Below are 22647 nucleotides of genomic sequence, written 5' to 3'. Positions count from 1 at the left end.
CGATTAAGCTGTACGTCAGCCCATGCGCATGCCGCTCGGTTCCTGCACGGTCTGCTGAGGTTCCAGCGCCGCCGCACGCACCTGCGCGTGCTGCCCCTGCTCCAATTGTTCCACCCGCGCGAGTGACTGCTCGACAGGCGACTGTGCCGCCAGTGCGGTGTCCATCGACACCCGCGTGGCCGCGGGATTGTTCGGGTCGCCCTCGACAAGGAAGATCCGCTGCCCCGCACCAGCATCTGCAGTGGGCTGGCTCAGCGCCACATGGTCGACCCGCTCGATGCCGTTTTCCTTGGCCAACGCAAACAGGCTCGCAGACATGCGTTCGCTTGCGTCGTCAGGGGTGCGGCCATGCTGCTGGTCCAGCGCTGCCACCTTGCCGCGAATGGACTCCAGCAACTCCCGGTCCTTCTGCGGAAGCTGCTGCTCGCTGATCAGGTATTGCATCAACGTGCGCTCCGGCATCGGGTTGCGCACTTCCCTGTTCAGCTCACTGTCCGGAAAGGGCGCGCGGATACTGCGTATCGCATCCACGTTGTCCAACGGTTTGAGGTGGCCCTCGAAGCCCTTCCGCTCCATGCCCAGGATGTTCTGACGATGCAGGCCCGCGTGATTCAACGCACCCCAGGTGAAGTCGATGCAGCTGTTGCTCGCACCGTTGTAATTCATCTCGAAGCCGTGCTTCGCGGGTGCATTGCCGAACGTCAGCAGTTTGTCGTACTGCTCCCTGGAGATCTCCATGTCGCGCCGGTAGAACGGCTTCTGATACTGATCCGCATCGTTCGTATACACCTTGCCCGGACCACTGCGGGCGCCATGCTCTTCCGGCGCGAATCCCAGGCTGTGGCTCGTTTTCCCATCAGAGACCGTGTAATACACGTGCCCGGCCATGGACGTGCCGCCCGCGCGAAGCGGTGTACCGGGGGCGGCAACATAAATGGAAACGATGTAGCGATCATCCATGACGTACTCCTACTTGGCGCGATGTGTGTAAGCCAACTGCAGTTCAGATGGAACAGCCTCCAATCCGGCTGGCGGTGACAGCAGCTGGATGCGCAGGCGGTAGCGCCCGGGCGTCACCTGCTCGGCCCAGGCGAAGGTCACGGTGCGATAGTGCCCGCCCGGCCCAGACAGGCCGGCCGCCACCAGCGACGCGTCATCAGCACTGTCGGGTACTACGCCGGGCACACGCCCATCCGGGCCAACTGCCACCATCTCCGAGGGCTCGAAGCCCCTGAACTGGCGGCGCGTCAGCGGCACCGGCGGGTTGCCAGCCGCATCGATGCGCTCAAGCCGCACCTCAGCCGACAGCCCGTCGCGCACGAGGCGTTCTGCAGCCTGCGCAGCCTGCTCTTCATCGGTGCCTTTCACACGCAGGCCGATCAGCAAGGTGGGGGCCGCATTCGGGCCGGGCGGTGGCAGTTCGAAATCGACCACCATCGGTTCATGCATGGCTGTCAGCGGGAACGATCGGACGATCGGCACGACGTTCTCCTTCTGCGAGGCGCCGGGAGCCTGTGGCGCAGGTGCGTCGGTCGGTTGGCAGGCCGCCAGCAGGGTCACGCATGCCACGGCGGCGACCTTCAGCAGGTGATTACGAAGTGTCATCCATGTACCTCGATCAGAGCATCTGCAGGCAATCTACATCACGCACGCCTGCCACGATGTGATTGGCGTTGGCCTCCAGTTCATCGAATTGCGTCGCTCAGGCGCACACAAAGAAGGGCAGGACGCACCGCCCTGCCCTTCCTGTTTGCGCTACCGGATGCCTTTACAGCTGGATGCGCGCCACGCTCTCGTCGGCGCCCTTGTCATCCTTCTCGCCGTTCTTGATGCTCACGAACAACACGTTGTTCTTCGCATCCAGCGCCAGGCTGTTCGGGTGGGTCGGCACGGTGTAGGTGGCCACCTTCTGGTAGCTGTCACTGTTGTAGGCGGTCACCGTGCCCGCTTCGCGGTTGGTCACGTACAGGCGCTTGCGCGGTGCGTCCAGCAGGATGCCCAGCGGGCCGGCGTCGGTCGGGATGCTGGCCAGTTCCTTGCCGGTGCTGCGGTCGAGCACCAGCACGCGCTGGCCCGGATGCTTGCTGACCAAGCCGCTGCTCTTGGCCTGGTAGCCACGCAGGAACTCCGAGCCCTGGTCGGTCACGAACAGGCGCTTGCCGGCCGGGTCCAGCGCGATGTTCATCGGCTGCTCGGCGGCGATCTTGTGCTGCGCCACCACCTTGTTCGAATCGGTGCCCACCACCACCAGGTCGGCCAGCAGGTTGCTGGTGTAGACGCGCTTGTTGGCCGCATCCAGCGCCAGGCCCGGCGCCTTTGCATTGCCCAGGCCGTCGATGGTGTTGATCACCTTCAGCGTGGTGGTATCGATCACGAACAGCACGCTGCTCACGTCCGGCTGGCTGCTGTGGCCGGTCACGTACAGGCGGTTGGCGGCGCTGTCGACCACCAGCTCGCGCAGGTCGTGGGTGTAGGCGGCCTTGCCGTCCTTGCCGGTTTTCTTCTCCATCAACTGGATGGTGCCCACGGCCTTGTTCTGCGCGGTGTCGACCACGGTCACCGACAGGTCCACGGTGTTGCCCACGTACAGGCGGTTGTGGGCGTCATCCAGCACCACGCCGAAGGCTTTGCGCTCCAGCGGAATGCGGGTTTCCACAGCCAGCGTGGACGGGTTCAGGCGCAGCACCTGGGCCGGGCCGGCGTCATCGCCGAAGCCACCGGACGAGGCCACGAACACGGCGTTCTGCTTCGGGCTGTAGGCCAGCTCGTACAGGCCCTTGGCCACGGCCTGGCGCTGTACGGCGGCGGTGACACTGGCGGCGGGTGCGTTGTCGGCAAACGCGGAGGGCGCGCCGAGGCTGAGCGAAACGGCAACGGCCAGGGCGGCCGAGCGGAAGAGAGGATTACGGAACATGCGAGCGTCCTTGAATGGGCACGGGAAGGTGTCCTGGCTCGCTGGGCCGTACTGCGACGGCCCGACCTGCATCTGTCTGCGCGGGTGGGCTGGCTGGGGTTGCGGGGGAATGGTAGCAGGTGGGGGGCGTGGCGTGCGCCGGCGCGCGTATGGCAGGCGCGCGGATTACTGCTCCTTCAACCGCAGCGAATCGGCCACATCTGTCTTGGCCGCCACTTCAGTGGCGATGCTGGCGCGGCGGTGCCCCGGGTCGTTGCGGTCGCCCTGCACGATGAAGATGCTCTCCGCCGCATGGCTGCTCTTCGTCGGCTGGCTGAGCAGCACGTGGTCCACGCGCGAGAGATTGTTCTGCTTGGCCAGCACCAGCAGGCTGGCGCTGATGCGCTGGCTGGCCGCATCGAACGGGCGGCCGTGCGCGGCATCCAGCTCGGCCACCTTCTGGATCAGCTGCGAGAACAGGCGATGGTCTGGATGCGAGGGATCCAGCAGCGTGCCGGCCACTTCAATCGGGGTCGGTGGCGGCTCATCGCTGGCGCGGTCGCCCTGGCGATGATGCTCGGCCTCGCGCTCGGGCATCGCATGGTGGGCTTCAGCATTCAGATCGCTGCCCGGGAACGGCGCCGCAATGCACTGGATTTCCGGCAGGTTGAACAGCACCGCGAACTCGCCCAGATTGCTGCCGCCATCCAGCGGCGCCGGCAGCGGATGCAGGCCGGCGTAGTGCAGCGCTGCCCAGACGAAATCGCTGCAGCGGTTGATGGTGGCCGGGCGATCCACATCGAATTCGAACTCGGCCGGTTCTTCGGCGAAGTCGCGCAGGCAGCCGTAATGCTCTTCGGTGATTTCCAGGGTGCGGCTGTAGTACGGGTCCAGATGCTCATCGGCATCGTCGTGGCGCACCTGCGCGTACTGCACGCCGGTGGGGGCTTCGCCCGGCGCGTGGCGCGGTGGTGCGAAGCCGTAGCTGTGGGCCTCGTCGTCTGCGGCGACCTGCAGGTACATGTGGCCGCGCGGCGAGATGCCTCCACTTTTCAGTGGGGTGCCGGGTGCGGCCAGATAAAGGGTTGCGGTGTAGCGTGTTGCCTGCTCCATGCCTGTTCAGCCTTGATGGGTGCTGCGGTCCTGGCTGGATGATGGCATAGGTGGGATGGGGGGCAGGTGGAGGACAAAGCTGGGGCCACGGCTGACATGCTGAATGTGTGAACCAGCCAGCAAACGTGGGCGATCAATACCCCGCCGGTAGAGTCACTCGGGGTCTGCCCCGTATAGTGACCTCTCCACTGCAAGGGACTTGCCGATGGGCACCGCAATCCAAGGGGCGCTAGCCTCGCTTCCCGCGATCTCGGCTTGGCGGCCTCTACTGCTTCCGCGTCATGTGATGTCGCATCTAGCTCGCGCTGGCGCAATTTCCGGACTATCGGCCATGCTTACTCTGACGTCTGCATGTGCGCGATCGCCGGATACGTCTGCCCTCAATGAACGTGCCGCTGCCGCAGATGCGCACCCTGCCCGCATCTCCATGACCGACCTGCAGAAGCGGATTCTCGCCTACGCTGATTCGCTCAGGTCAAGGGCGGACATCAGTCCGGACAAGTTCGGCACGGCGATCGGTGTCTCACTCGTGCCAGACGAAAAGGTCAGCATCAGGCACATCGCAAAGGACCTGGCAACGACGGACGGCTACAACTATGGGGTGTCTTATCTGTCGGTTGAGTCGGCACGTGAGTTCCCCAACCAAGAGGTGATCTTCTATCAGCTGGGCAAGCAGCCAGTGACAGATGCTCCGAATGGCGTGTGCTACTGGGAAGCCGAAAGTGCCGGACGAGCGCTCGAAGCCCTCGGATACAGGACCGGAGGAGAAGCGCCATTCCAGAGAGGGGGCATCAGGCAGTACCGGCGCCCCATCACCGGTGGTAACCAGGGTATGGATACCAGCCTGTTGACCTATCGTTCCGATGAAGGTGATACAGCGAGAACCTGCGTCTACGCGGTCCAGTTCGGAGGGGGAGACAGATGAATACGATCCCCCGCTATCGGAAGATTGCCATGTGGCGTCATCTTCAGTCCTTCCTGCAGGTCGCCAGTGCAGCGCGTGCCTTGCTCATCACATATTCGCCGCACGAATCTGTATCTCGTGCTGCACCCGCTGATCTTCCAGCTGCTGGTCCATCTGATTGGCAAGCGCACGCTGATGCGCTTCACGGCTGACCGCATCGAACTGCTGCAGTGATTCCTCCACCGATGTCTGCGCCGCCATCTCGGTCGGCATCGCAGCGCGCTGATGCGCCGGATTGCTTGGCTCGCCCTGCACCACGAACAGCGTGTGCCCAGCCGGGTGTTCACGCGTGGCGTTGCTCACCAGCACATGGTCCACCCGTTCCAGGTCGTTATCCTTGGCCAGTACCAGAAGGCTGGCCGTCATGCGTTCGCTGACTTCGTCGAAGCTGCGGCCGTGCTTGGCGTCCAGCGCTTCCACGCCCTCGCGGATCTGCTGATACAGCGCGTGATCGGGGTGGCCGGGCTGCGTGGGGTCCTGCAGCGCCCGGTTCGAGCCCGATGCCTCATCCGGTGCGGGCGCGGCTGGCTCGGGGCTTGGCACTATCGTGGGCGCGGCAGGAACAGTGACAGCCGCAGTGACGGGCCGGAGGTCATCCGATGGAGCCGGTTCGGGCTCTGGCACGTGTTGTGCCGCTTCCTGCTCCAAAGGCCATGGATCGCGCGCAGGCTCAGCAGGCAGCGGCTCCTTGAACGGCACCGGTTCCACCTCCTGCACTGCCATGTCCTGCTTTGGAGTGGGCGCAACCGCAGGCATCGGGGCCATCTTCTCCGGTTCCGCTGCCTGCTCTGTGCGCTGCGTGGGCACCGTCTGCGTTGCCGCTGCCAGAGGCGCGGCAGAGTGTGGCGTCGCACGCTCGGATTCGACCGGGTGCGCCTGCATCGGCCCAGCGGGCTCCGGCGTCTGTGAGGCGGTACGGTTTTCGGTGGGCGCCTCGCTGTTTGGATGGGGCTGAGGTTGGGGCTCCGCCTCACGCCGCGGCGGATCGCGCTGCTCGGCGTGCCGCTGAGGCGCGGGCTTGTCCTGTGCCGCAGGCGTAGGCGGTGGCGTGACCGCTACCGCGGGCGGCGCCGCCACAACCGTCGCAGGCGCGATGGGTTGCGCAGTCGCCGGCTCTTCAGGCCGCACTTCCACGTTCCCATCCTGCTCGGATGGCTTGTCGCCATGTGCCACCTGCGCGGCTGCTCGTGCAGCCTGCCCTGCATCCACCTGCGCAGCACCCAGCCGATTGGCCTCCTGCAGTGCCTGCCGGTACGCCTCCTGCTCACCCGCCGACAGCGCGGCAATGCGCAGCTCGGGTGATTCCGGCACCGGCGCCTGCTCATTGGCACGCGCGCGCACCTCATTCCATGCGGCCTGCAGCTCCTGCGTACTGGTCGTTGCGACGGCGCGTGCCACGCCATCCTGGCCTACCTGGTAATGGGTGATGGGCCGAGAGGCGCCCGCGTTGCCCTCGGCTACAGGCCCCAGTTCCTGCAGCGTGGGACCCGTAATGCCGTGCTGCTCGCGCGTGCGCGTCGTGGCCAGCGCAATGGCTTGCTCCCACGCTGGGGTCAGCGCGACGCCCGCAGCGTAGTAGCTGTGGCGCAGCTCGTTCTGGTTCACCTCCGCCGCAGACGGCAGCGGCCGCGATTCCAATGCGGCAATAGTCTGGTTGAACTGATCGAGCGACGGCTGCTGGATGGTGCGGGTCAGCTCCAACTCCAGCGCCATGTTGCCCTGCGCGATCTGGCCAGCGTGGTGCCATTGTCCTGCGTCATCGCGCTGGTAAAGCTGGTTGTCCGAGCCCTGGATGGCGTCGGGCCTGGCACGCGCCTGCTCCACCGCTTCAGGCACCAGCGGCACGAAGTCGCTGGCGCGGGTAGCGGCGTAGGTCTCCAGGTAGCTGGCGGCAATGGCGGCTTTGCCGTTGGCGATGTTGTTCTCGATGCGCTGCACCGCCTCACGATTCAACTCGTTGGCGCGTTCGGGGCTGGCGGTCTGCGTCTCATACACACCCCGGTCGTTGGCACCGGACACGCCAATCTTGACCTGCCGCGTCCACTGTTCGGTCTGCGCATCGCGGTGCCAGTTGGGGTTGTCCAGACGGCTCTCGCCATCCTTCGCCGGGATGCTGAAAGGATCCTGCGGCGGCGGCGCCTTGCCCAGCGCCAGCTCTACCGCTTTTACGTGGGCGTACGCACCCAGCTCGCGGGCCTTCTCGTAACTGGCACCCACACTGCGCTCCGCCGGATTGCCCAGGCCGTCGCCCGCGCTGTCCATGACCGCCTGGCGCTGCCAGTTGCGGCCATCGAACTGCCATCTGACATCGGCCTTGTCGGTCTGCCGGTAGACGGCGCGGTTGTCGAGTAGATCGGCGCCCCTGTCGAACGCCTTGCTCATCAGCAGCGCATCGCCCGCGACGATGGCGGCTGGGACGAAGCTGGAGGTGCCGATCACCGATGCCGTGGCCATGCCACCGATCCAGCCACCGCCGTTGCGCGCCAGGGCATGGGTGAGCTCGGACTGGGCGGCGGTGCCGTTGCCCTCTTCCAGCAGCTGCGAGGTGCGGCGCGCGGTAATGACGGCGTCGGCGCCCGAGGCGAGCAGGCCGCCGGATCGGATCAGTTGGCTGGTGGAGGCTTCGCCGAGCAGGATGCTGGTAGTTGCAAATCCTCGCTGACCTTGCGGAACGCGCAATGGGTCTGCCGCTTCCTTACCCAGAGCATTCTCAACTATCAGGACTCCCTCTGAGGATATGCTCAGCCTGCCACCGTGGTAGGCGCTGGAGATTGCCTCCGAAAGGCCTTGACGCTGCAACTCCGCTCCACCTCCACGTGTTAGGGGATTGGGAGATGACTGAACGTGCCGGAGCGTGGCCACTACACGATGCTCCGAATGAGTAACACCCGCCCAGCCGCTATCGATCGGCGTGAAGCTCCTAAGCTGTTGAAGCTGGGGGGCGTTTAACTGGCCATAACGCCCTTCGTTGAAGAAGAAGCTCTGAACTTGTGGCCGAATATCGTCAGGCTTCAGACCATAGGGAGCGTTGGTGTAGAGATCACCATTGATCAAGCCAACCCGTACCGTGTCCCGCAGTGCCTCTACCCGCCCGGAAATCCGCGTCTGTGCGGCAGCGTCTCCGTTGAACGCAGCCACTCCGTCGGGCGTCTGCTCCAGGCGACGCAAACGTTGCAGAAGGCCGATCTGATAGTCGGCGATAGGGCCACCGCTGTGCGGAGTGATTCCCAGCGTTTGAGCGAACGCCGGATCAGCTGGGAGAAAGATCCGATTCTCCGGAGCGTGGATATCAAAATGACCGGTGTCGGCGAGCATCCTGAGCAGCGGGCTACGCGCCAGTGTGCGCTGCTCGATGGCGTGATGGTCTTGAAAGTGAGGTCCGTTGCGAGGCATCGATCAGGCTCCTTCCTGCTCAGCAGCTGCAAAGCGGCTAGATATCTGCAGCGTCAATAAACCACATGCCATCGGCATCATTGTCAGTAGCCACGCCAGCGCTTTCCACTGCGTCTTTGAACACGTGGTCGCAAAAGACAGAGGCTGTATAAGGTGTCTTGAAGACGTGCGCCTGGCCGAGCGCGCCACGATCAAACGTCACACTTGCACCACCACCCAGGTCGTAGAACTTCCCGTTGATGAAATCTTCGGAGGTATCAATAAAGAGCTTGGAAGCACCTTCGTCCAACGCATCAACTACCCGGATCACAGTGCACAAGTAGCGGCGGTCGCCTTGGCTGCCATCTTCCAGCCGATAGTCAATCTCCGCAAAGGCAAAGGCGTGAGGATCAACGGAAATCATCACGTCATGTAGTCGTTTCGAGACGAGCCAGTATCCGCTGAATCCCGGCTCCAGATCCCGCGGCGGTGCGCCCATGCTGGGATTGAAAGCCAATCGCGGAACTTCGCGGAGTGGTGGAATGCCCCCCTCCTCTGGTAGCAGGATCATGCGGGGAGGAGACAGCAGACGATCCAGATTCTCGAAGACGACCCCGCATGCAGGGCCGCTGATTGCACCGGCCTCAAGGAGAAAGAACTCCCCCTTCCGGGGGTGATTAGCTGAGGTCGAATCCATGCGCTATCTCCATCTCATTCTGAGTCCTGCACTGGGCACAGCTTACCGGTCACCGGTCACGGATCAAACACTCACACTCCAAAGATGCGTACTGAATGGGCATGCTCCCTTGTAACCCGGTCAGCAGCAGCCGGTAATCGGATTACAACGAAATCCATTACAGGTAGATCACCCGTCCAATAGGGGCCCTTCGCTTGGTCGCCATCGACCATAGCGATGCCGGCATGGATGAGTACCTGCTGGGCTGCTACGCAGACCTGCCACCGCGCGAGGCGGCGCTGGCGTTCGGCAGCGACTACGACCTGGAACGCGACGATGCGCTGTGGCCACGGCCGGGTGTGCCTGTGTGAACCGTGCAGCCGTCCGGCGCGCCGGCATTCAAGGCAAGCGATGCCAGGGGATGGCCGCTATGCTGGCAGCGCACCGAAATGGAAACCACGTATGCCCCGCTTCAACACCGCCCTGGCACTGAACTTCGTTCTGATGCTGCTGGGTGCTACACCTGCCATGGCCATGGCGGCAAACCCACAGGTTTCCACTGAAGTGTTCGTAGAGCGCGGTGACAACCCCACCTTCGAGCTGCAGCAGGCGCCTGCCGTTGTGTACTCGACTGCCCCTGCCACGCCGCCCGACACCTTGCTGCAGATGCCCATGGCGGTGTTATTGGTTGCTCAACTGGATGAGCTGGGCCAGGTTTCCAACGTGATGGTGGTGCGGTCCAGCGGACTGCGGGAGATTGATCGTGCGGCCTTTACCGCAGTGGACCAGTGGCGCTTTGAACCGGTTGTGGTTGATGGCGTCGCGCGGCATGCGCGGGTTCGGGTGCGTTTGAGCTTCGTGCCTTCGGCCGAGGCGCCGCCCGGCTGAACCGCTGGTCCAATCTGTCGCGATTGGCCCTAGCCCATTGCCCTGGCTCCGGGCATTCCTGCGCTTGGGGCCAATAACGCCAAGCCCTCCAAGACCGTTGCAGCGCAATCGTTTGCTGGCTTAACACCGTGTGCGACAATGCCGAAAGCGTCAGGACTGGCAATCGTCGGTTCTGCAGTTTTCTTGGCATTTGGTTACTGCACGGGTATCTCTTGGCGTGCCACCGGAAAAGGGTGGCGCGGGGTTCGAAAGCCCGTTCAGTAACCTTGTGTTTTGCGCTTGTCAGCCGGCGTCACCTTTTGTGTGGCGCCGGCTGGCAATCCGTTCGCGTTCCATGGCGGGCGGTGCGTGGGGGTCTTCGGACCCACCGGCTTGGTTACTGTCCGGCTTTCGAACCACGCATCGTCCGCCGCCTTTATTTGGTGGCGCTGCTATCTGTCCTGTACGGAGCATTGCCATGAACACATCGGACTTCCGTTCCCTGCACGCGCAGTACGATCCGGACAACGCCAAGACCGAGCGCGAGCCCTCCCCCGATCCAAACTCTTTCGTCGCCACGCTGCACCGCATCGGCACCGGTGCGGCTGCGGATGGCCAGCCTTGGCCGGAACGGCATCAACTGCCCGGGCGGTGTCTCCAGCTGGCGGACGCGGATTGCGCGCTGGCGGGTCTGCGTGTTGTGGCGGAGCTGATGCTGGCTGCGGAGCGGGCCCGGCAGAACGGTGCGCCGGAGGAGTACCTGGGGGATCGGGTGATGGAAGGGTTGAAGATGGCTTGTGTCGCGCTGACTGCGCAGGTGGCTGAGCGGTTGCACGTGCGGGAGTAGCCCAGTTGGACCTGGCTGTATGTCGCGCGGCTGCTGGCCATCCGGGTGCCATCGGCTGACCGTTCGCCTTCTAGTCCATCCCCTATCTGCAGAGCGTCGAATGAAGCTTCTGATCTATGGCGCTGTGCTGCTGGCGGCGCTGTCTGCGGCGATCGCCAGCCGGCATGTACCCAAGGCCGACTTGGAACTGCGGACGTTTCGAAAGGTGTCCGACGCTGAATTTTCTGTCATGCGCGAGGAAGCGGTTCGACTTGTGCGCGAGGGCCGGGTACAGCACGCGCGGTACGCGGGGGATAGGTACTTCGAGGTCAGCTGTCACAGTGCACCCGTGATGCTGGTGGACAACTCTTTGGAGCAGCTTGTGATCGTGCTGTATGCGGATAGGGAGATTGATGCTTCCTGCGTAGTGCCGGTGCTCTCGCATTGGGGCAAGCGGGTTGTGCCGGAACCGTAGTGCGTATCAATTGGTGCAGAGGCGAGACCGCCACTGGCATCCAGGGTGACGCAGCAGCGCGTGCCACCAGGCTGATACCACCCTGGTAGATCTCTACATTCACGGGACCGGCTCACCTCGACAGATTCGCAGGTGAGGCGCGGAGGCTGTGATGTCAGATGACCTGCGTAAACAGTGAGTCTTGGTCCTCTATGCCGCGCGCTTCGGCCGAGAGTGCACTTCCGGCAGGAGCGAGGTGAGCGACTACCCTGCCGTCGCTGCTGATACCCAGGAACAGCACCCTTTCGTCGTACCCTTTCCGGTCCAGCTTTGCCACAGGCTGCAGGTGTTCCCGCGGCGCCAGGCGACAGCCTGACAGGATCCCGGAAAGCCTCACTTCGGGATATTGCGGATAGAAGATCAGCTTCGCCTCGGGAGCCCGCTCCTCTTTCGTTGCATCCACCCAACGCAGGTTGAGATCCGATTTCTGAATGTCTCCATCGGTACCCTTCTCGCATCTCCATTGCGTAGGAAGATGATAGACAGCTTCGAGAGAGTCTCCGACGTAGATCTGCTGCTTCCTGTTGTCGTTCTCCTCAAGCGGCTTGAACACGATTGTCCTCGCACCCAGTGCCTTGAAGCGCTTGACCAATTCGCCCAACGATGAAAAAACAGCCATGTCCATCCTTCTTCAGTTCAAAGTGAATTGACAGGCAACATCCAAGTTGCCGTATTGGTGGTTACGACCGCAACAGCGGGACCTTTAGCACTGTGTTGTACGGTGACAACTCCAGCACTCACGTCCTCTACTGCCCACAGGACCGACCTCCCGGCCGGTCGGTGTGCCACTGATGGCTGCTCCAGGACCAATCCTCACGCAGCGGTGTCGCACCGTTTGAGATCGGCAACAGCTATCGTTCGCCCGATCTCGACGAGCCGGAGATCGCTCGCACCCGCGCGGCGGCTTGGTGACCGGATCCAGCAGGACGGGGCACTGAGTAGCCAAGAGCCAGCCCGCTGGACGGATCGCTTTCCCCACGGGAAGAAATTGGACATACTGTCCCCAGAATTCCCGGAGCACCCATGAACGCGTACGAACTGATCGACCTCTCCCTCCAGCGCTTCAGCCCCAAGGAGGTCGCCCAGGCATTGGGAGTTGATCCGAAGACGGTCCGCCGCTGGCAATTGCGGGAAACCGAACCCAAGCCCTACGTCGCCGACGCGATCCGACAGCGTCTGCTTCCCTTTGGCGAGCCGCCGTCTGGCGATGGCAAGTTCCGCTTCATCGACCTTTTCGCCGGCATCGGCGGGATCCGCACTGCCTTTGAGAAGCTTGGTGGCCGTTGCGTATTCACCAGCGAATGGGACCCCTACGCGGTGAAGACCTACAAAGCGAACTTCCACGACGGTCCTGATCACGTCTTCGAGTCGGACATCACCAAGGTTCATGAGAACGACGTGCCAGATCACGACGTGTTGCTGGCGGGCTTCCCCTGCCAGCCGTTCTCGATCGCGGGTGTGTCCAAGAAGAACTCCCTCGGCCGTCCGCATGGCTTCTCGGACAAGACCCAAGGCACGTTGTTCTTTGACGTGGCACGCATCATCGATGCCAAGCGTCCTCGCGCTTTTCTATTGGAGAACGTGAAGAATCTGATGAGCCACGACAAGGGTCGAACTTTCTCGACCATCATGGACGTGCTGAAGAACGAGCTGGGCTACCACGTGCAAGCCAAGGTCATCAACGGCAAGCACTTCGGCCCTCAGCATCGCGAGCGAATCATCATCGTAGGCTTCCGCGAAGAGACCGCATTCACTTTCGACGACCTCGAGCTGCCTGACTTTGGTATTTCGCCCCGCATGGCCTCCGTTCTGCACAAGCAGGATGGCAGTGAGGGGGAGGATCAGCCCTACATCGGTGGTGCAAAGGGCAAGGTACTGGACAAGTACACGCTCTCGGACAAGCTCTGGGAGTACCTGCAGAACTATGCGACCAAGCACCGGGACAAGGGCAACGGTTTCGGCTTCGGCCTGGTGACCCCTGAAAGCACCTGCCGTACGCTCTCCGCGCGCTACTACAAGGATGGTTCGGAGATCCTCATTTCCCAAGGCCCGAAGAAGAACCCGCGCCGACTGACGCCACGCGAGTGCGCCCGTCTGATGGGCTTTGATGACAACTTCCGCATTCCAGTTTCAGATACCCGTGCCTACAAGCAGTTCGGAAACTCAGTGGTTGTGCCGGTGATCGCTGAAGTCGCCCGCATCATGGTTCCTCACCTGCTCCGGAAGGCTGATTCGGAGCCGGCAAAGCCGGCTAAGAAGAAGGCCAAGGCCTGACCTTGGTCGACAGCCTCACCCCGGAGCAGCGGTCCGCGCAGATGTCGCGGATCCGTGGTTCGAACACCAAGCTGGAGGTCCTTGTCCGCAAGGGCCTTCATGCGCGGGGACTGAGGTATCGGCTTGGTGGCGCGAAGCTGCCTGGCAGGCCGGACATCGTGCTGCCGAAGTATCGGACCGTGGTGTTCGTACATGGATGTTTCTGGCATGGGCATGATTGCCCGCTCTATCGGCTGCCGAAGACGCGCCCGGAGTTCTGGGCAGATAAGATTGGCAAGAACAGAACGCGAGACCAGCGCGTTACCGCCGAGCTTGAAGCAAGGGGTTGGCGCGTTCTGACAGTCTGGGAGTGCTCGCTACGGGGTCAGTCTGAAGCAACGCAGCAGCGAGTGCTCGACAAACTCGCAGGTGATATTCTCAGCGAAAATGTTTGAATTGACGCCAACAGGGGGCGACATGAAACAGGGACGTTTGTCGGAGTACTTTCAAGGCGTAGCGGCAAAGAGGCTGACTGAGGTGGAGGCGAATGTTCTCCGCTCCAATCAGCACGAGTTCAATGGCGTCAAAGCTTTACGCGCTATGCTCGGGGAGCCTAGCGAACGGGTGCCCTACCCTGCGAAGATGATGTACCTCACCGACGGCCAGAACGAGCCCGTTGTGGAAGATGCCGTACTCACCTGGTATGACGCACGACAGAAGGCGAGAGAGGAGCGCGGCGTAATGCGCGATGAGTACCGCCTCTACTTCCCGAGTACAGCGGTATCAGCGAGCTACGCGGCAGGCGACCTCCTCGTCATCGCGCTCTGCCAAGACAAGTCGCTACTTGTGATCGTTGCGAAGGCAGGATCAAGCATTGCCGAACAGGTTCAGTGGCTTTTCGCCATCCACGCAGACGGATCCAATTACGACATCAAGTCTGAGGGTGACTTTGATAGTCAACAGTTAGGCTATGCGTCCCGATTCATTCTTGAGAGCCTTGGCATTAATATCGGGTGGCTGGATGACAGCCATCTCGACGAGATGCTGGCGGTGTTCAAGGGAGCCTTTCCTACCACACTTCAATTCTCTGCTTTCAGCAGGTCAAAGTGCGCGGGGATCGATGTCCGACATGATCCAGACAGCACGCTCCTGACGTGGATGGAGAAAGAGGAGCAGTTGTTCAGGGCCTTGGAGCGGCACATTGTTTCGCAGCGGATCACTGCCGGATTCGTCACTCCCCGCGGCGAGGCTGACGTGGATGCATTCGTGTCCTACTCGCTTTCGGTTCAGAACCGACGTAAAAGCCGCGTTGGGCTGACCCTTGAGAATCACCTCGAACAGATATTCCTTCAGAACAGTATTCATTACTCAAGGACTGGTAGAACAGAGAACCGTTCAAAACCGGACTTCCTTTTCCCAAGCCAGAGCAGCTACCAGGACGCAGCATTTGATCCGAGCCGCCTTCTGATGCTTGGAGTCAAATCAACCTGCAAGGATAGATGGCGACAGGTTCTCGCCGAAGCTGACCGGATTCCAGAGAAGCATCTGCTGACATTGGAGGCCCCCATCTCCAAGCACCAGACGGATGAGATGCGCGTGAAGTCGCTGACTTTGGTCATTCCTACGCCCTTGCAGACCTCGTTCAAGCCAGAACAACGTGTTGAGCTGATATCCGTGCGCGAGTTCATAGCACTAGCACGAGCGCGCCAGACCCAAGGCTGACAGCAACAATACTGCCCCGATCAGAACAGGCGTCCAGACATTTCAACGGATGATGAGATGAAACAGCCTCAGACACTTCTAGTGATCCCGGATCCGGTTTCACTGATGGAATCAATGCGAGCGGTGGGGTACACCGTAGAAGCTGCGATCGCGGACATCATTGACAACAGCCTCTCCGCAGGCGCACTCAACATCGGCATCCACTACGATGCATCCAGCAGTCCATACGTCGCCATTCTTGATGACGGCTACGGGATGGAAGCGTCGGAGCTGACTGATGCGATGCGCCATGGCAGCACCAATCCAACGGATAGTCGGAGGTCAGCCGACCTCGGAAGGTTTGGACTTGGCCTGAAGACCGCCTCCTTGTCGCAGGCGAGAAAACTCACTGTCGTCAGCAAGAAGGACGGGCAGACAAGTGCGAGGGCGTGGGATCTCGACGTAGTGAGAGACCTGTCTGCCTGGAGGGTGGTCGTCCCTGATGAAAATGACCTTCTGACTCTTCCCTTGTACCTAAATCTCCAGGAACAAGCGTCCGGCACCCTCGTCGTGTGGCAGGAGCTTGACCGCCTCACCTCGGGTGCTGCCGACGCAAGAAAAGAGATGACAACGCGAATGGCACCGCTCTATGAGCACCTCGCGTTGGTCTTCCACCGCTTCACAAAGGGAGAGCGAGGCCAGCCTGCGGTGTCCATTTCCGTCAACGGACTTCGTCTTCCGCAACGCGACCCATTTCTTGGTGGCAATTCACACCGACAGGAGCTCGAAGGCCAAACGATCTCTCATGCCAAAGGAGTCGTGTCGGTGGCCCCGTTCATCCTTCCTCCTGTGGGAAGTCTGTCGCTGGACGAGTTGGAGATGGCAGGTGGATCAGAGGGGCTACGAGGAACCCAAGGATTCTATGTGTATCGCGGACGTCGTTTGGTCATCTGGGGTACGTGGTTCGGACTCGTCCCCAAGCAAGAGTTCTACAAGCTGACTAGAGTCCAGGTAGATATACCAAATTCGTTTGACGAACTATGGTCTCTTGATATCAAGAAGTCGGCAGCCTACCCACCGGATGTCATCCGGGAGAGACTGAGGCAGCTCATTCCGCATTTTGCCGACAAGAGCAGAAAAGCGATCCAGTATGCCGGCCGGAAGAAGCAAGGACTTGGAATAGTGCCTCTCTGGGAACGCGTCGAGCCGTCCCATGGCAACTTCACGTATCAAATCAATGTCCAGCACCCTCTTGTTGACGCAGCTCTGGATCCAAGCTCTCACGCAACCGGCAACGCCCTTCTAACACTATTGAAGTCTCTATCAGTATCTCTGCCCTACGAAGCCATCTATGCAGACATGTGCAGCGACCAAAGGAAGGGGCTTCCGGCCTCGGAACTGGATGAGCTCACCCGGATTGCCACTACGTTGATGGACATCACAGGCCGCGGAATTGATGCAGTTCTACAGATAGACCCGCTGGCACGGCACCCGAATCTGCACGGCCTTCTCAAGGAGAGAGTTGAAAATGTCTGACTTTTCTGTAACCGCTATGGGCATTCTCGGGGACCGCGATCTCACGGACGATCTCCTCAACGACATCATGGTCAAGCTCTCCATGGTCTTTCCCGGAATAGACCTTGACCCAACACGCAAAGTTCTTGAGGCAAAGATCGGCCTGACCATGAGTCCTGGCGAGGGATTGACCAGTGGCGATCAGGAGCGATGGGTTGCTGATGCCAAGGCTTCGATCAAGTGGGCCTACTGGGACGCCTATCAGAAGCAGCTTAAAAGCCAAGGTCTGACACCTTCAATTCTTCGTGCCATCGACGAAGATACGGAAAATGTCCTGACCGAGTGCGGAAACCCCTCAAACTCTGAACCGTGGAAGGTGTATGGCTTGGTCATGGGCGATGTCCAGTCAGGCAAGACTGGAAACTACTGCGGCTTGATCAACAAAGCCGCGGACGCAGGTTACAAGATCATCGTGCTTCTCACGGGAACAATCGAGGAGCTCCGCTCACAGTCGCAGGAACGAATGGACGAGGGTTTTGTCGGAGAGGACAGCAATGATGTCATGGATGGTGTTCGCACCAAGGTCCTCGGTGCCGGCCGCTTCCGCGACAACATCGTGCCAAATGTTCTCACGTCTGTGAGTTCCGATTTCCTGACCGCGAATCAAAGATCGCTCAAGGGCATACCGCTCCAGAACCTTTCGCAGCCGGTTCTTCTGGTGATGAAGAAGAACATGACTCCGCTCAAGCGCCTCATTGAGTTCATGAAGTCTCAGCGGGGAGCCCAAGCCAGTGGCCAGCTTGATCTCCCTTTGCTGCTGATCGACGATGAAGCTGACAATGCTTCCGTCAATGCAAAGAAAGACGAAGACCCGGCCAAGATAAATCTTCTGATCAGGGAATTGATCGGTCTCTTCAGGCGCTCTTCGTACGTGGGCTATACCGCGACTCCGTTTGCGAACATCTTCATCAACCCGGATTCAGAGCGGAACGATCTGTTCCCAAGCAACTTCATTTACAGCCTCAAGGCCCCTACCAACTACGTAGGCGCAAGCGCGATCTTCACTGACGAAGGCAGCCAGCAGCATCAGCTGGTGACGATGGATGATGCTGAAGATCATTTTCCTGCGCGGCATACCAAGGAGCTGGCAGTTGACTCGCTCCCGCAGTCACTCAAGGACGCGGTCTCGACTTTCCTCCTATCCTGCGCGATTCGTGACCTCAGGGAAGAGTCACTCAAACATCGATCCATGCTCGTCAATGTCTCTCGATATACAGACGTACAGGGTCGGATAGCGGAATCACTTGAAGGGCATCTCTACTCTGTTCTGGCTGACGTGCGCCAGTATCTTTCGGCGGATGAGCTCTGGCATAAGCACCCTGTTCTTGCGGATCTTCGACGGGCCTTCGATGATCAGTACCCCTCAGTTGAGTTCTCCTGGGATGTCGTGAGGCGGCAGCTCCATGACTCCATTGCCTCTATCAAGGTGCTGACCATCAATCAGAAGACCGAGCTGGAGAGCAAGCTAAATTACCGGAAGTACAAGAACACTGAGAAGGGCCGCAGAGTCATCGCGGTCGGCGGACTGACGCTTTCGCGTGGCCTGACATTGGAGGGGCTATGTGTCAGCTACTTCTATAGACACTCCAAAGCCTATGACACCCTTCTCCAGATGGCGCGCTGGTTTGGCTATCGGACTGGGTATGATGACCTCTGCCGCGTGTGGATGCATGAGGAAGCGCAGGACTGGTTTGCAGATATCGCCGAGGCCGTCTCCGAACTCAGAGCTGACCTCCGCCACATGTATGTCAATCGCCTCCCACCGAGTCGCTTCGGAATACGAGTGCGTTCCCATCCAAAGCTCTTGCTCGTCACTGCGAAGAACAAAATGCGGAACTCATCCGATGTTGACCTGAGCGTCTCGTTCAGCAGCACACTGATCGAGACGACCGCTCTTCTGCGGGATCCCACTGCCAATCAGAGGAACCTGGAAGCTACTGCAGATTTCGTCAGCCGATTGGGGATTGCGTCAGACGAGAACAACAGATTCGTGTGGAGAAACGTGAGTTCCGCAGATGTTGCGCTGTACTTGTCTGCACTTACAGTTTCCCCAATCAATCAAGGATTCCTGCCCGACGCAAAGACAGGCGAGCAACCTTTGATCTCGTTCATCAAGGATGGCAGGGTACCGGCACTCGATAAATGGGATGTATGCGTAGTCCAAGGGAGCGGCGACACTGTCGATGGCGTCTCCATCGCCCTCAAGGATGGATCGTACGCCCGACCCACCACCCGCAAGAGGTCTTTTGAACGTTTGCGCTCAAAGACCGCAACAAGCGCACGCATCAACAAGCATCGCCTTGGCGAGGCCGGAGATGAACGAGCGGGTCTTGAAGCCGAGGTAGTTGCTGAAGCCGAGCAAGCGTGGAAACAGCAGCAGGAGACTTCCACCAAGTCCATTCCTGGCGGAGCCTATCGTCTCTACCGGTCTTCGCCTCTAATCATCATCCACCTGATCGAAGCGAAATCAGGGAGCGATGACCCGAAGAAGAAGACCGCTCCTGTTGATGACGTGGGCGGTGACGTCAAGGTTGCAGTCAGCCTTTCGTTCCCTTCCTACACCGATACCGAGTCAACTGCAGTCACCTACAGAGTGAACAAGGTCTATCTGGACAACATTGGCCTGAGTGAGGACGAGGATGACGCCGATGAATAGTAGCTTGGAGGAGGCGTGGCACTCTGCAGTCACTCGTCAGGCAGCCGCAGATCCATCGTCGCATGCTCACGTCATCTTCCGTACGGATGACAGCTCCCGAGTCGGGACGTTCGGAGGAGTGGACTCGTCTGGAAACCTCCTGTTTGCAGTCGAGACCACCTCCCCCCCACCTGCAGTCGATATCCGCTCAAATTCCATCGACTACTTCCGCCAGCAACGGCCAGAAGTCGGATCGTGGCTTATTTTGCTTCGGCTGAAGGATGCTGAGTTGAGAAGTGTCTTCTCCAGACTGTGCTGTGATCTGATCGAGTCCATATCAGATTGCCCTGACGATAAGGCGGTCATAGCAGAGACAGTGTCGCGAATTCGCCTTTGGCAGAAGCTCTTCAATCTTCGTCCTGATGGCCTTCTTGACCCGCACGAAGTCAAGGGCCTTACGGCAGAGCTTCTATTCCTAATGAAGCAATTTAAGGCAGGCCGACTTCAGTCTGATGAAATCGTGCTTTCCTGGCTGGGACCTACGGGCAGCGATCAGGATTACATATTCTCGACGGAGTCATTCGAGATCAAGGCGGTTAGCCCAAGTGCAGAGCTCGTCTCCATCAGCTCACTTCAACAACTGCAGTCTGATCGCCCTCTAACTCTCAGCATCTGGACACTCCGACAGGCAGCTCCGACTGAGCCCCAGGCATGGACGTTGAACGCGCTGGTACTGAAGGCTGAAAGCTATCTGGCCGATAGTACCACCGCCCTAGGCACATTCCGAGATCGTCTTCTGTCGGTGGGATACGTCCATCACGCGCTGTACGACTCAATCGCGTATGAGTCGCTTGGCGAGGAGACGTTTCAGGTAGAAGGCGACTTTCCCCGGATAACCGAGTCGGATGTTCCTACGGGCATCGTCACCGCGAGTTACTCCATCTCGCTCCACTCAATTCGAACGGCTCGGAGCTCAGCACATGGATGACTCACAGTTTGGTATCGAGCTGCGACAGCTGGTGGTAAGGCGCGCAGCTTCCGATCATCTTGTCGACACACTTGCATTCGTGACCGAAGTTGCCGATAGGCTGCAGGAGGATCCCGCATTCGGCGAGATGATTCTTGCCGACGATACTCGACAGCTCTCCAAGTCGCGTCAGAGCAAGATCCATGGCTTTTCCGCTCTCGATGAGTCCGACAGGTCCATTTCGGTGGTCGTAGGAAAGTGGAACGACGACCCGGAAGCAGGCTCCCTGTCCACCGCAGAGATTGACCAGATGCGCGGCTGGCTTGAGAACTTTGTGTCTGCGTCGCTCAACGATGGGCTGGATCAGGAAATTACAGAGTCCAGCCCGGCGTACGAACTTGCGACTACGTTGCGCTCCTATTGTGACTCCATCTCCTGTATTCGCCTACATGTGCTCTCCAACCAGCTTCTGAGCAAGGGCTACCGGCGTGAATCCAGATCCATCGTGTCTGGCGTTCCGACGGAATTGCATATCTGGGACCTGAGCCGCCTCAAGGCGGTCTATCTCTCATCGCGTGAACGCGAGATGGTGCAGATAGAGCTTGCCGACTTTGGTACCGACGGCATTCCCTGCATACAAGCCTCCAAGACTGAATCCCTCAGCTCTTACCTGTGTGTAGTCGACGGTGATGTGTTGGCGAACCTCTTCGAGTATTTCGGTAGCAGACTGCTCGAAGGTAACGTCAGATCATTTCTTGGCATGAAGGGCGGCGTCAACAAGGGCATAAGGGGAACTATTCAAGACGCGCCCGAGCTCTTCTTCGCCTATAACAACGGGATCGCCGCCACCGCGGCCTCGGCAACGGTGGAGGTCGGGCCGCTTGGCACACGCGTAACCTCCATCAGCGATCTGCAGATCGTGAATGGAGGCCAGACTACTGCCAGCATACTTAGAGCGAGGCGACAGGATCGACTGAGTCTTGCACAGGTTTCAGTCCCCATGAAGCTGACGATTATCGGCTCGAATGAAACCAATGAACTTGTACCCAAGATTGCCGAGTACGCGAATACTCAGAATAAGATCGCAGTCGCAGATTTCTTTGCAAATCACCCGGTACACAGGCGGATGGAGGAAATATCTCGCCGAATGATGGTTCCAGCGCGAGCAGACACACGCGTTCAAAGCAAATGGTTCTATGAGCGCGCACGAGGCCAGTATCAGAACGAACGCATGTACTTGACCGGTGCCGGCAAGACAAAGTTTGATCTGGAGTACCCTGCCTCGCAGGTAGTCAACAAGACTGACCTGGCAAAGTTCGATAGCGTTCTAGATGAGAAGCCCCATTGGGTCGCACTGGGTGCCCAGAAGAACTTCATCAAGTTTGCTGGCAAATTTTCCTCGAAGCGCGACAAGACCGATGCCCAGTATTGGGATGAGATCAGTCCAAACTACGGCGACGGATACTACCAGCGCGTGGCAGCTATGGCTCTTCTGTGGAAGGCCGGGGAGGCCGCTGTCTCAAGTGGGCGAGGCACGTGGTATGAAGGCGACTACAGACCTCAGATCGTGGCATACGCTTGGTCAATGATCTTCCATTGCATTAGAAGTGCCGGTCGTGAACCGAATCTTGTTCATGTGTGGGAGAGACAGGAGGCTGATCCAACTCTCATGAAGGCCTTCACTCGTGCAGCGGTGATGGCTCAGTCTGCCATCAAGGACCTCCCCGAGGGCTCTTCGAATGTCGGCGAGTGGGCGAAGAAGGAGGCCTGCTGGACGAAACTATCCTCGACCAAATTTGCCCTGGGAGAAGCCGTTCTTGAATGGTCTATTGACACTTTGGATGACCGCGATAGGAAGAGGCAGGCACGTGCCGAAGGGAACGTGGATGACAGCATAACGCTCCAGCAGGATGTAGTTCTACGAGCTTCCAATGGATACTGGAGGGCGCTCTACAGTTGGCCATTGCTCAGGCGTCACATCTCTGCACAAGACCTGATTTTAATAAGCAGAGCAGTTTCCGCCCATTCCGCTGCATCAATCGTAGGTGAGAGAGATCTCAAAAGACTTCGCAGCATAGTGCTTAGATGCGAGCACGAGGGCTTTAGACAACCATAGAAAATTGCATCTTTGGCGCGTCCAAATTTATCTCACACGACGCGGCGATAAACTGACTACCATACATTTTTCACATCCCTTCGCCGCTCAAATCCAATTACGCCCCAGGGACACCATGGAACGCTCGGAAGATGAAACAGCATCGGACCAATCAGGCTGCTCATTTACTAAAACA

19 protein-coding genes are annotated in these 22647 nt (G+C 59.8%); 12 read left to right on the top strand and 7 right to left on the bottom strand.

Going from position 1 to position 22647, the window contains the following annotated elements:
* Window positions 1-15: 15 nt before the first annotated feature.
* From ACZK0Z_RS02480 to ACZK0Z_RS02465, 4 genes are all read right to left on the bottom strand, one after another.
* Complete coding sequence (locus ACZK0Z_RS02480) at window positions 16-960, bottom strand: XVIPCD domain-containing protein (protein WP_197633179.1); 945 nt, start codon at window positions 958-960, stop codon at window positions 16-18.
* 9 nt (window positions 961-969) lie between these two features.
* Window positions 970-1605 carry a hypothetical protein gene (locus tag ACZK0Z_RS02475; RefSeq protein WP_197633180.1) on the bottom strand — a complete coding sequence of 212 codons (636 nt, stop codon included), beginning with the start codon at window positions 1603-1605 and terminating at the stop codon, window positions 970-972.
* 163 nt (window positions 1606-1768) lie between these two features.
* Complete coding sequence (locus ACZK0Z_RS02470) at window positions 1769-2914, bottom strand: YncE family protein (protein ID WP_197633181.1); 1146 nt, start codon at window positions 2912-2914, stop codon at window positions 1769-1771.
* A 165-nt stretch (window positions 2915-3079) separates the two neighbouring features.
* Complete coding sequence (locus ACZK0Z_RS02465; RefSeq protein ID WP_197633182.1) at window positions 3080-4006, bottom strand: XVIPCD domain-containing protein; 927 nt, start codon at window positions 4004-4006, stop codon at window positions 3080-3082.
* A gap of 427 nt (window positions 4007-4433) precedes the next feature.
* On the opposite strand from ACZK0Z_RS02465, the gene ACZK0Z_RS02460 reads away from it, so the two are divergent.
* Window positions 4434-4931, top strand: coding sequence for a hypothetical protein (locus tag ACZK0Z_RS02460; protein WP_111111252.1), 498 nt, complete (start codon window positions 4434-4436; stop codon window positions 4929-4931).
* 87 nt (window positions 4932-5018) lie between these two features.
* On the opposite strand, the gene ACZK0Z_RS02455 is transcribed toward ACZK0Z_RS02460, so the two are convergent.
* Both ACZK0Z_RS02455 and ACZK0Z_RS02450 read right to left on the bottom strand, forming a co-directional pair.
* The gene (locus ACZK0Z_RS02455; protein ID WP_336339882.1) at window positions 5019-8363 is read right to left on the bottom strand and encodes an XVIPCD domain-containing protein; all 3345 of its coding nucleotides are present in this window, start codon (window positions 8361-8363) and stop codon (window positions 5019-5021) included.
* 37 nt (window positions 8364-8400) lie between these two features.
* Window positions 8401-9039 carry a DUF1629 domain-containing protein gene (locus tag ACZK0Z_RS02450; protein WP_197633183.1) on the bottom strand — a complete coding sequence of 213 codons (639 nt, stop codon included), beginning with the start codon at window positions 9037-9039 and terminating at the stop codon, window positions 8401-8403.
* Window positions 9040-9206: 167 nt separating this feature from the next.
* Here ACZK0Z_RS02450 and ACZK0Z_RS02445 point away from each other — a divergent pair, with 167 nt between their 5' ends.
* From ACZK0Z_RS02445 to ACZK0Z_RS02430, 4 genes are all read left to right on the top strand, one after another.
* A complete protein-coding gene (locus tag ACZK0Z_RS02445) occupies window positions 9207-9389 on the top strand; it encodes a hypothetical protein (RefSeq protein ID WP_197633195.1) in 183 nt (60 codons plus the stop codon).
* A gap of 91 nt (window positions 9390-9480) precedes the next feature.
* A complete protein-coding gene (locus ACZK0Z_RS02440) occupies window positions 9481-9906 on the top strand; it encodes a TonB family protein (RefSeq protein ID WP_197633184.1) in 426 nt (141 codons plus the stop codon).
* 457 nt (window positions 9907-10363) lie between these two features.
* Window positions 10364-10732, top strand: coding sequence for a hypothetical protein (locus ACZK0Z_RS02435; protein WP_336339881.1), 369 nt, complete (start codon window positions 10364-10366; stop codon window positions 10730-10732).
* Window positions 10733-10832: 100 nt separating this feature from the next.
* Window positions 10833-11186: a hypothetical protein gene (locus tag ACZK0Z_RS02430; protein WP_197633186.1), complete on the top strand. Its 354-nt coding sequence runs from the start codon at window positions 10833-10835 to the stop codon at window positions 11184-11186.
* A gap of 154 nt (window positions 11187-11340) precedes the next feature.
* Here ACZK0Z_RS02430 and ACZK0Z_RS02425 read toward each other — a convergent pair whose 3' ends face one another.
* Window positions 11341-11844, bottom strand: a complete 504-nt coding sequence (locus ACZK0Z_RS02425; RefSeq protein WP_197633187.1) for a hypothetical protein — start codon at window positions 11842-11844, stop codon at window positions 11341-11343.
* Between the two features lie 404 nt (window positions 11845-12248).
* Between ACZK0Z_RS02425 and dcm the strand changes: the two genes are divergently transcribed.
* Genes dcm through ACZK0Z_RS02390 form a run of 7 tightly spaced genes read left to right on the top strand, consistent with a single transcriptional unit; the run spans window position 12249 to window position 22472 of the window.
* Window positions 12249-13499 carry a DNA (cytosine-5-)-methyltransferase gene (dcm, locus tag ACZK0Z_RS02420; protein WP_197633188.1) on the top strand — a complete coding sequence of 417 codons (1251 nt, stop codon included), beginning with the start codon at window positions 12249-12251 and terminating at the stop codon, window positions 13497-13499.
* Between the two features lie 2 nt (window positions 13500-13501).
* Window positions 13502-13933 carry a DNA mismatch endonuclease Vsr gene (locus ACZK0Z_RS02415; RefSeq protein WP_197633189.1) on the top strand — a complete coding sequence of 144 codons (432 nt, stop codon included), beginning with the start codon at window positions 13502-13504 and terminating at the stop codon, window positions 13931-13933.
* A gap of 22 nt (window positions 13934-13955) precedes the next feature.
* A complete protein-coding gene (locus ACZK0Z_RS02410) occupies window positions 13956-15200 on the top strand; it encodes a type II restriction endonuclease (RefSeq protein WP_197633190.1) in 1245 nt (414 codons plus the stop codon).
* Window positions 15201-15257: 57 nt separating this feature from the next.
* The gene (locus tag ACZK0Z_RS02405; protein WP_106550519.1) at window positions 15258-16715 is read left to right on the top strand and encodes an ATP-binding protein; all 1458 of its coding nucleotides are present in this window, start codon (window positions 15258-15260) and stop codon (window positions 16713-16715) included.
* Window positions 16708-19410: a Z1 domain-containing protein gene (locus tag ACZK0Z_RS02400; protein WP_197633191.1), complete on the top strand. Its 2703-nt coding sequence runs from the start codon at window positions 16708-16710 to the stop codon at window positions 19408-19410. Before ACZK0Z_RS02405 ends, ACZK0Z_RS02400 begins: the two co-directional genes overlap by 8 nt.
* A complete protein-coding gene (locus ACZK0Z_RS02395; RefSeq protein ID WP_197633192.1) occupies window positions 19403-20377 on the top strand; it encodes a PD-(D/E)XK motif protein in 975 nt (324 codons plus the stop codon). Before ACZK0Z_RS02400 ends, ACZK0Z_RS02395 begins: the two co-directional genes overlap by 8 nt.
* Complete coding sequence (locus ACZK0Z_RS02390) at window positions 20370-22472, top strand: AIPR family protein (protein WP_197633193.1); 2103 nt, start codon at window positions 20370-20372, stop codon at window positions 22470-22472. The genes ACZK0Z_RS02395 and ACZK0Z_RS02390 overlap by 8 nt, the downstream gene beginning before the upstream one ends.
* Window positions 22473-22647: the final 175 nt, after the last annotated feature.

It is taken from the genome of Stenotrophomonas sp. 116085_Sma (assembly GCF_056479585.1).
The sequence above is the reverse complement of the archived record's forward strand: the minus strand, read 5'-3'. Positions and strand labels throughout refer to the sequence as shown.

What these genes read in the sequence shown, in the direction of transcription:
- ACZK0Z_RS02450 (WP_197633183.1), bottom strand. Translation starts at nt 9,039, where the DNA reads ATGGATTCGACCTCAGCTAATCACCCCCGGAAGGGGGAGTTCTTTCTC.
- ACZK0Z_RS02405 (WP_106550519.1), top strand. Translation starts at nt 15,258, where the DNA reads ATGAAACAGCCTCAGACACTTCTAGTGATCCCGGATCCGGTTTCACTG.
- ACZK0Z_RS02390 (WP_197633193.1), top strand. Translation starts at nt 20,370, where the DNA reads ATGGATGACTCACAGTTTGGTATCGAGCTGCGACAGCTGGTGGTAAGG.
- ACZK0Z_RS02440 (WP_197633184.1), top strand. Translation starts at nt 9,481, where the DNA reads ATGCCCCGCTTCAACACCGCCCTGGCACTGAACTTCGTTCTGATGCTG.
- dcm (WP_197633188.1), top strand. Translation starts at nt 12,249, where the DNA reads ATGAACGCGTACGAACTGATCGACCTCTCCCTCCAGCGCTTCAGCCCC.
- ACZK0Z_RS02465 (WP_197633182.1), bottom strand. Translation starts at nt 4,006, where the DNA reads ATGGAGCAGGCAACACGCTACACCGCAACCCTTTATCTGGCCGCACCC.
- ACZK0Z_RS02460 (WP_111111252.1), top strand. Translation starts at nt 4,434, where the DNA reads ATGACCGACCTGCAGAAGCGGATTCTCGCCTACGCTGATTCGCTCAGG.
- ACZK0Z_RS02435 (WP_336339881.1), top strand. Translation starts at nt 10,364, where the DNA reads ATGAACACATCGGACTTCCGTTCCCTGCACGCGCAGTACGATCCGGAC.
- ACZK0Z_RS02400 (WP_197633191.1), top strand. Translation starts at nt 16,708, where the DNA reads ATGTCTGACTTTTCTGTAACCGCTATGGGCATTCTCGGGGACCGCGAT.
- ACZK0Z_RS02455 (WP_336339882.1), bottom strand. Translation starts at nt 8,363, where the DNA reads ATGCCTCGCAACGGACCTCACTTTCAAGACCATCACGCCATCGAGCAG.
- ACZK0Z_RS02395 (WP_197633192.1), top strand. Translation starts at nt 19,403, where the DNA reads ATGAATAGTAGCTTGGAGGAGGCGTGGCACTCTGCAGTCACTCGTCAG.
- ACZK0Z_RS02470 (WP_197633181.1), bottom strand. Translation starts at nt 2,914, where the DNA reads ATGTTCCGTAATCCTCTCTTCCGCTCGGCCGCCCTGGCCGTTGCCGTT.
- ACZK0Z_RS02430 (WP_197633186.1), top strand. Translation starts at nt 10,833, where the DNA reads ATGAAGCTTCTGATCTATGGCGCTGTGCTGCTGGCGGCGCTGTCTGCG.
- ACZK0Z_RS02410 (WP_197633190.1), top strand. Translation starts at nt 13,956, where the DNA reads ATGAAACAGGGACGTTTGTCGGAGTACTTTCAAGGCGTAGCGGCAAAG.
- ACZK0Z_RS02480 (WP_197633179.1), bottom strand. Translation starts at nt 960, where the DNA reads ATGGATGATCGCTACATCGTTTCCATTTATGTTGCCGCCCCCGGTACA.
- ACZK0Z_RS02475 (WP_197633180.1), bottom strand. Translation starts at nt 1,605, where the DNA reads ATGACACTTCGTAATCACCTGCTGAAGGTCGCCGCCGTGGCATGCGTG.
- ACZK0Z_RS02425 (WP_197633187.1), bottom strand. Translation starts at nt 11,844, where the DNA reads ATGGCTGTTTTTTCATCGTTGGGCGAATTGGTCAAGCGCTTCAAGGCA.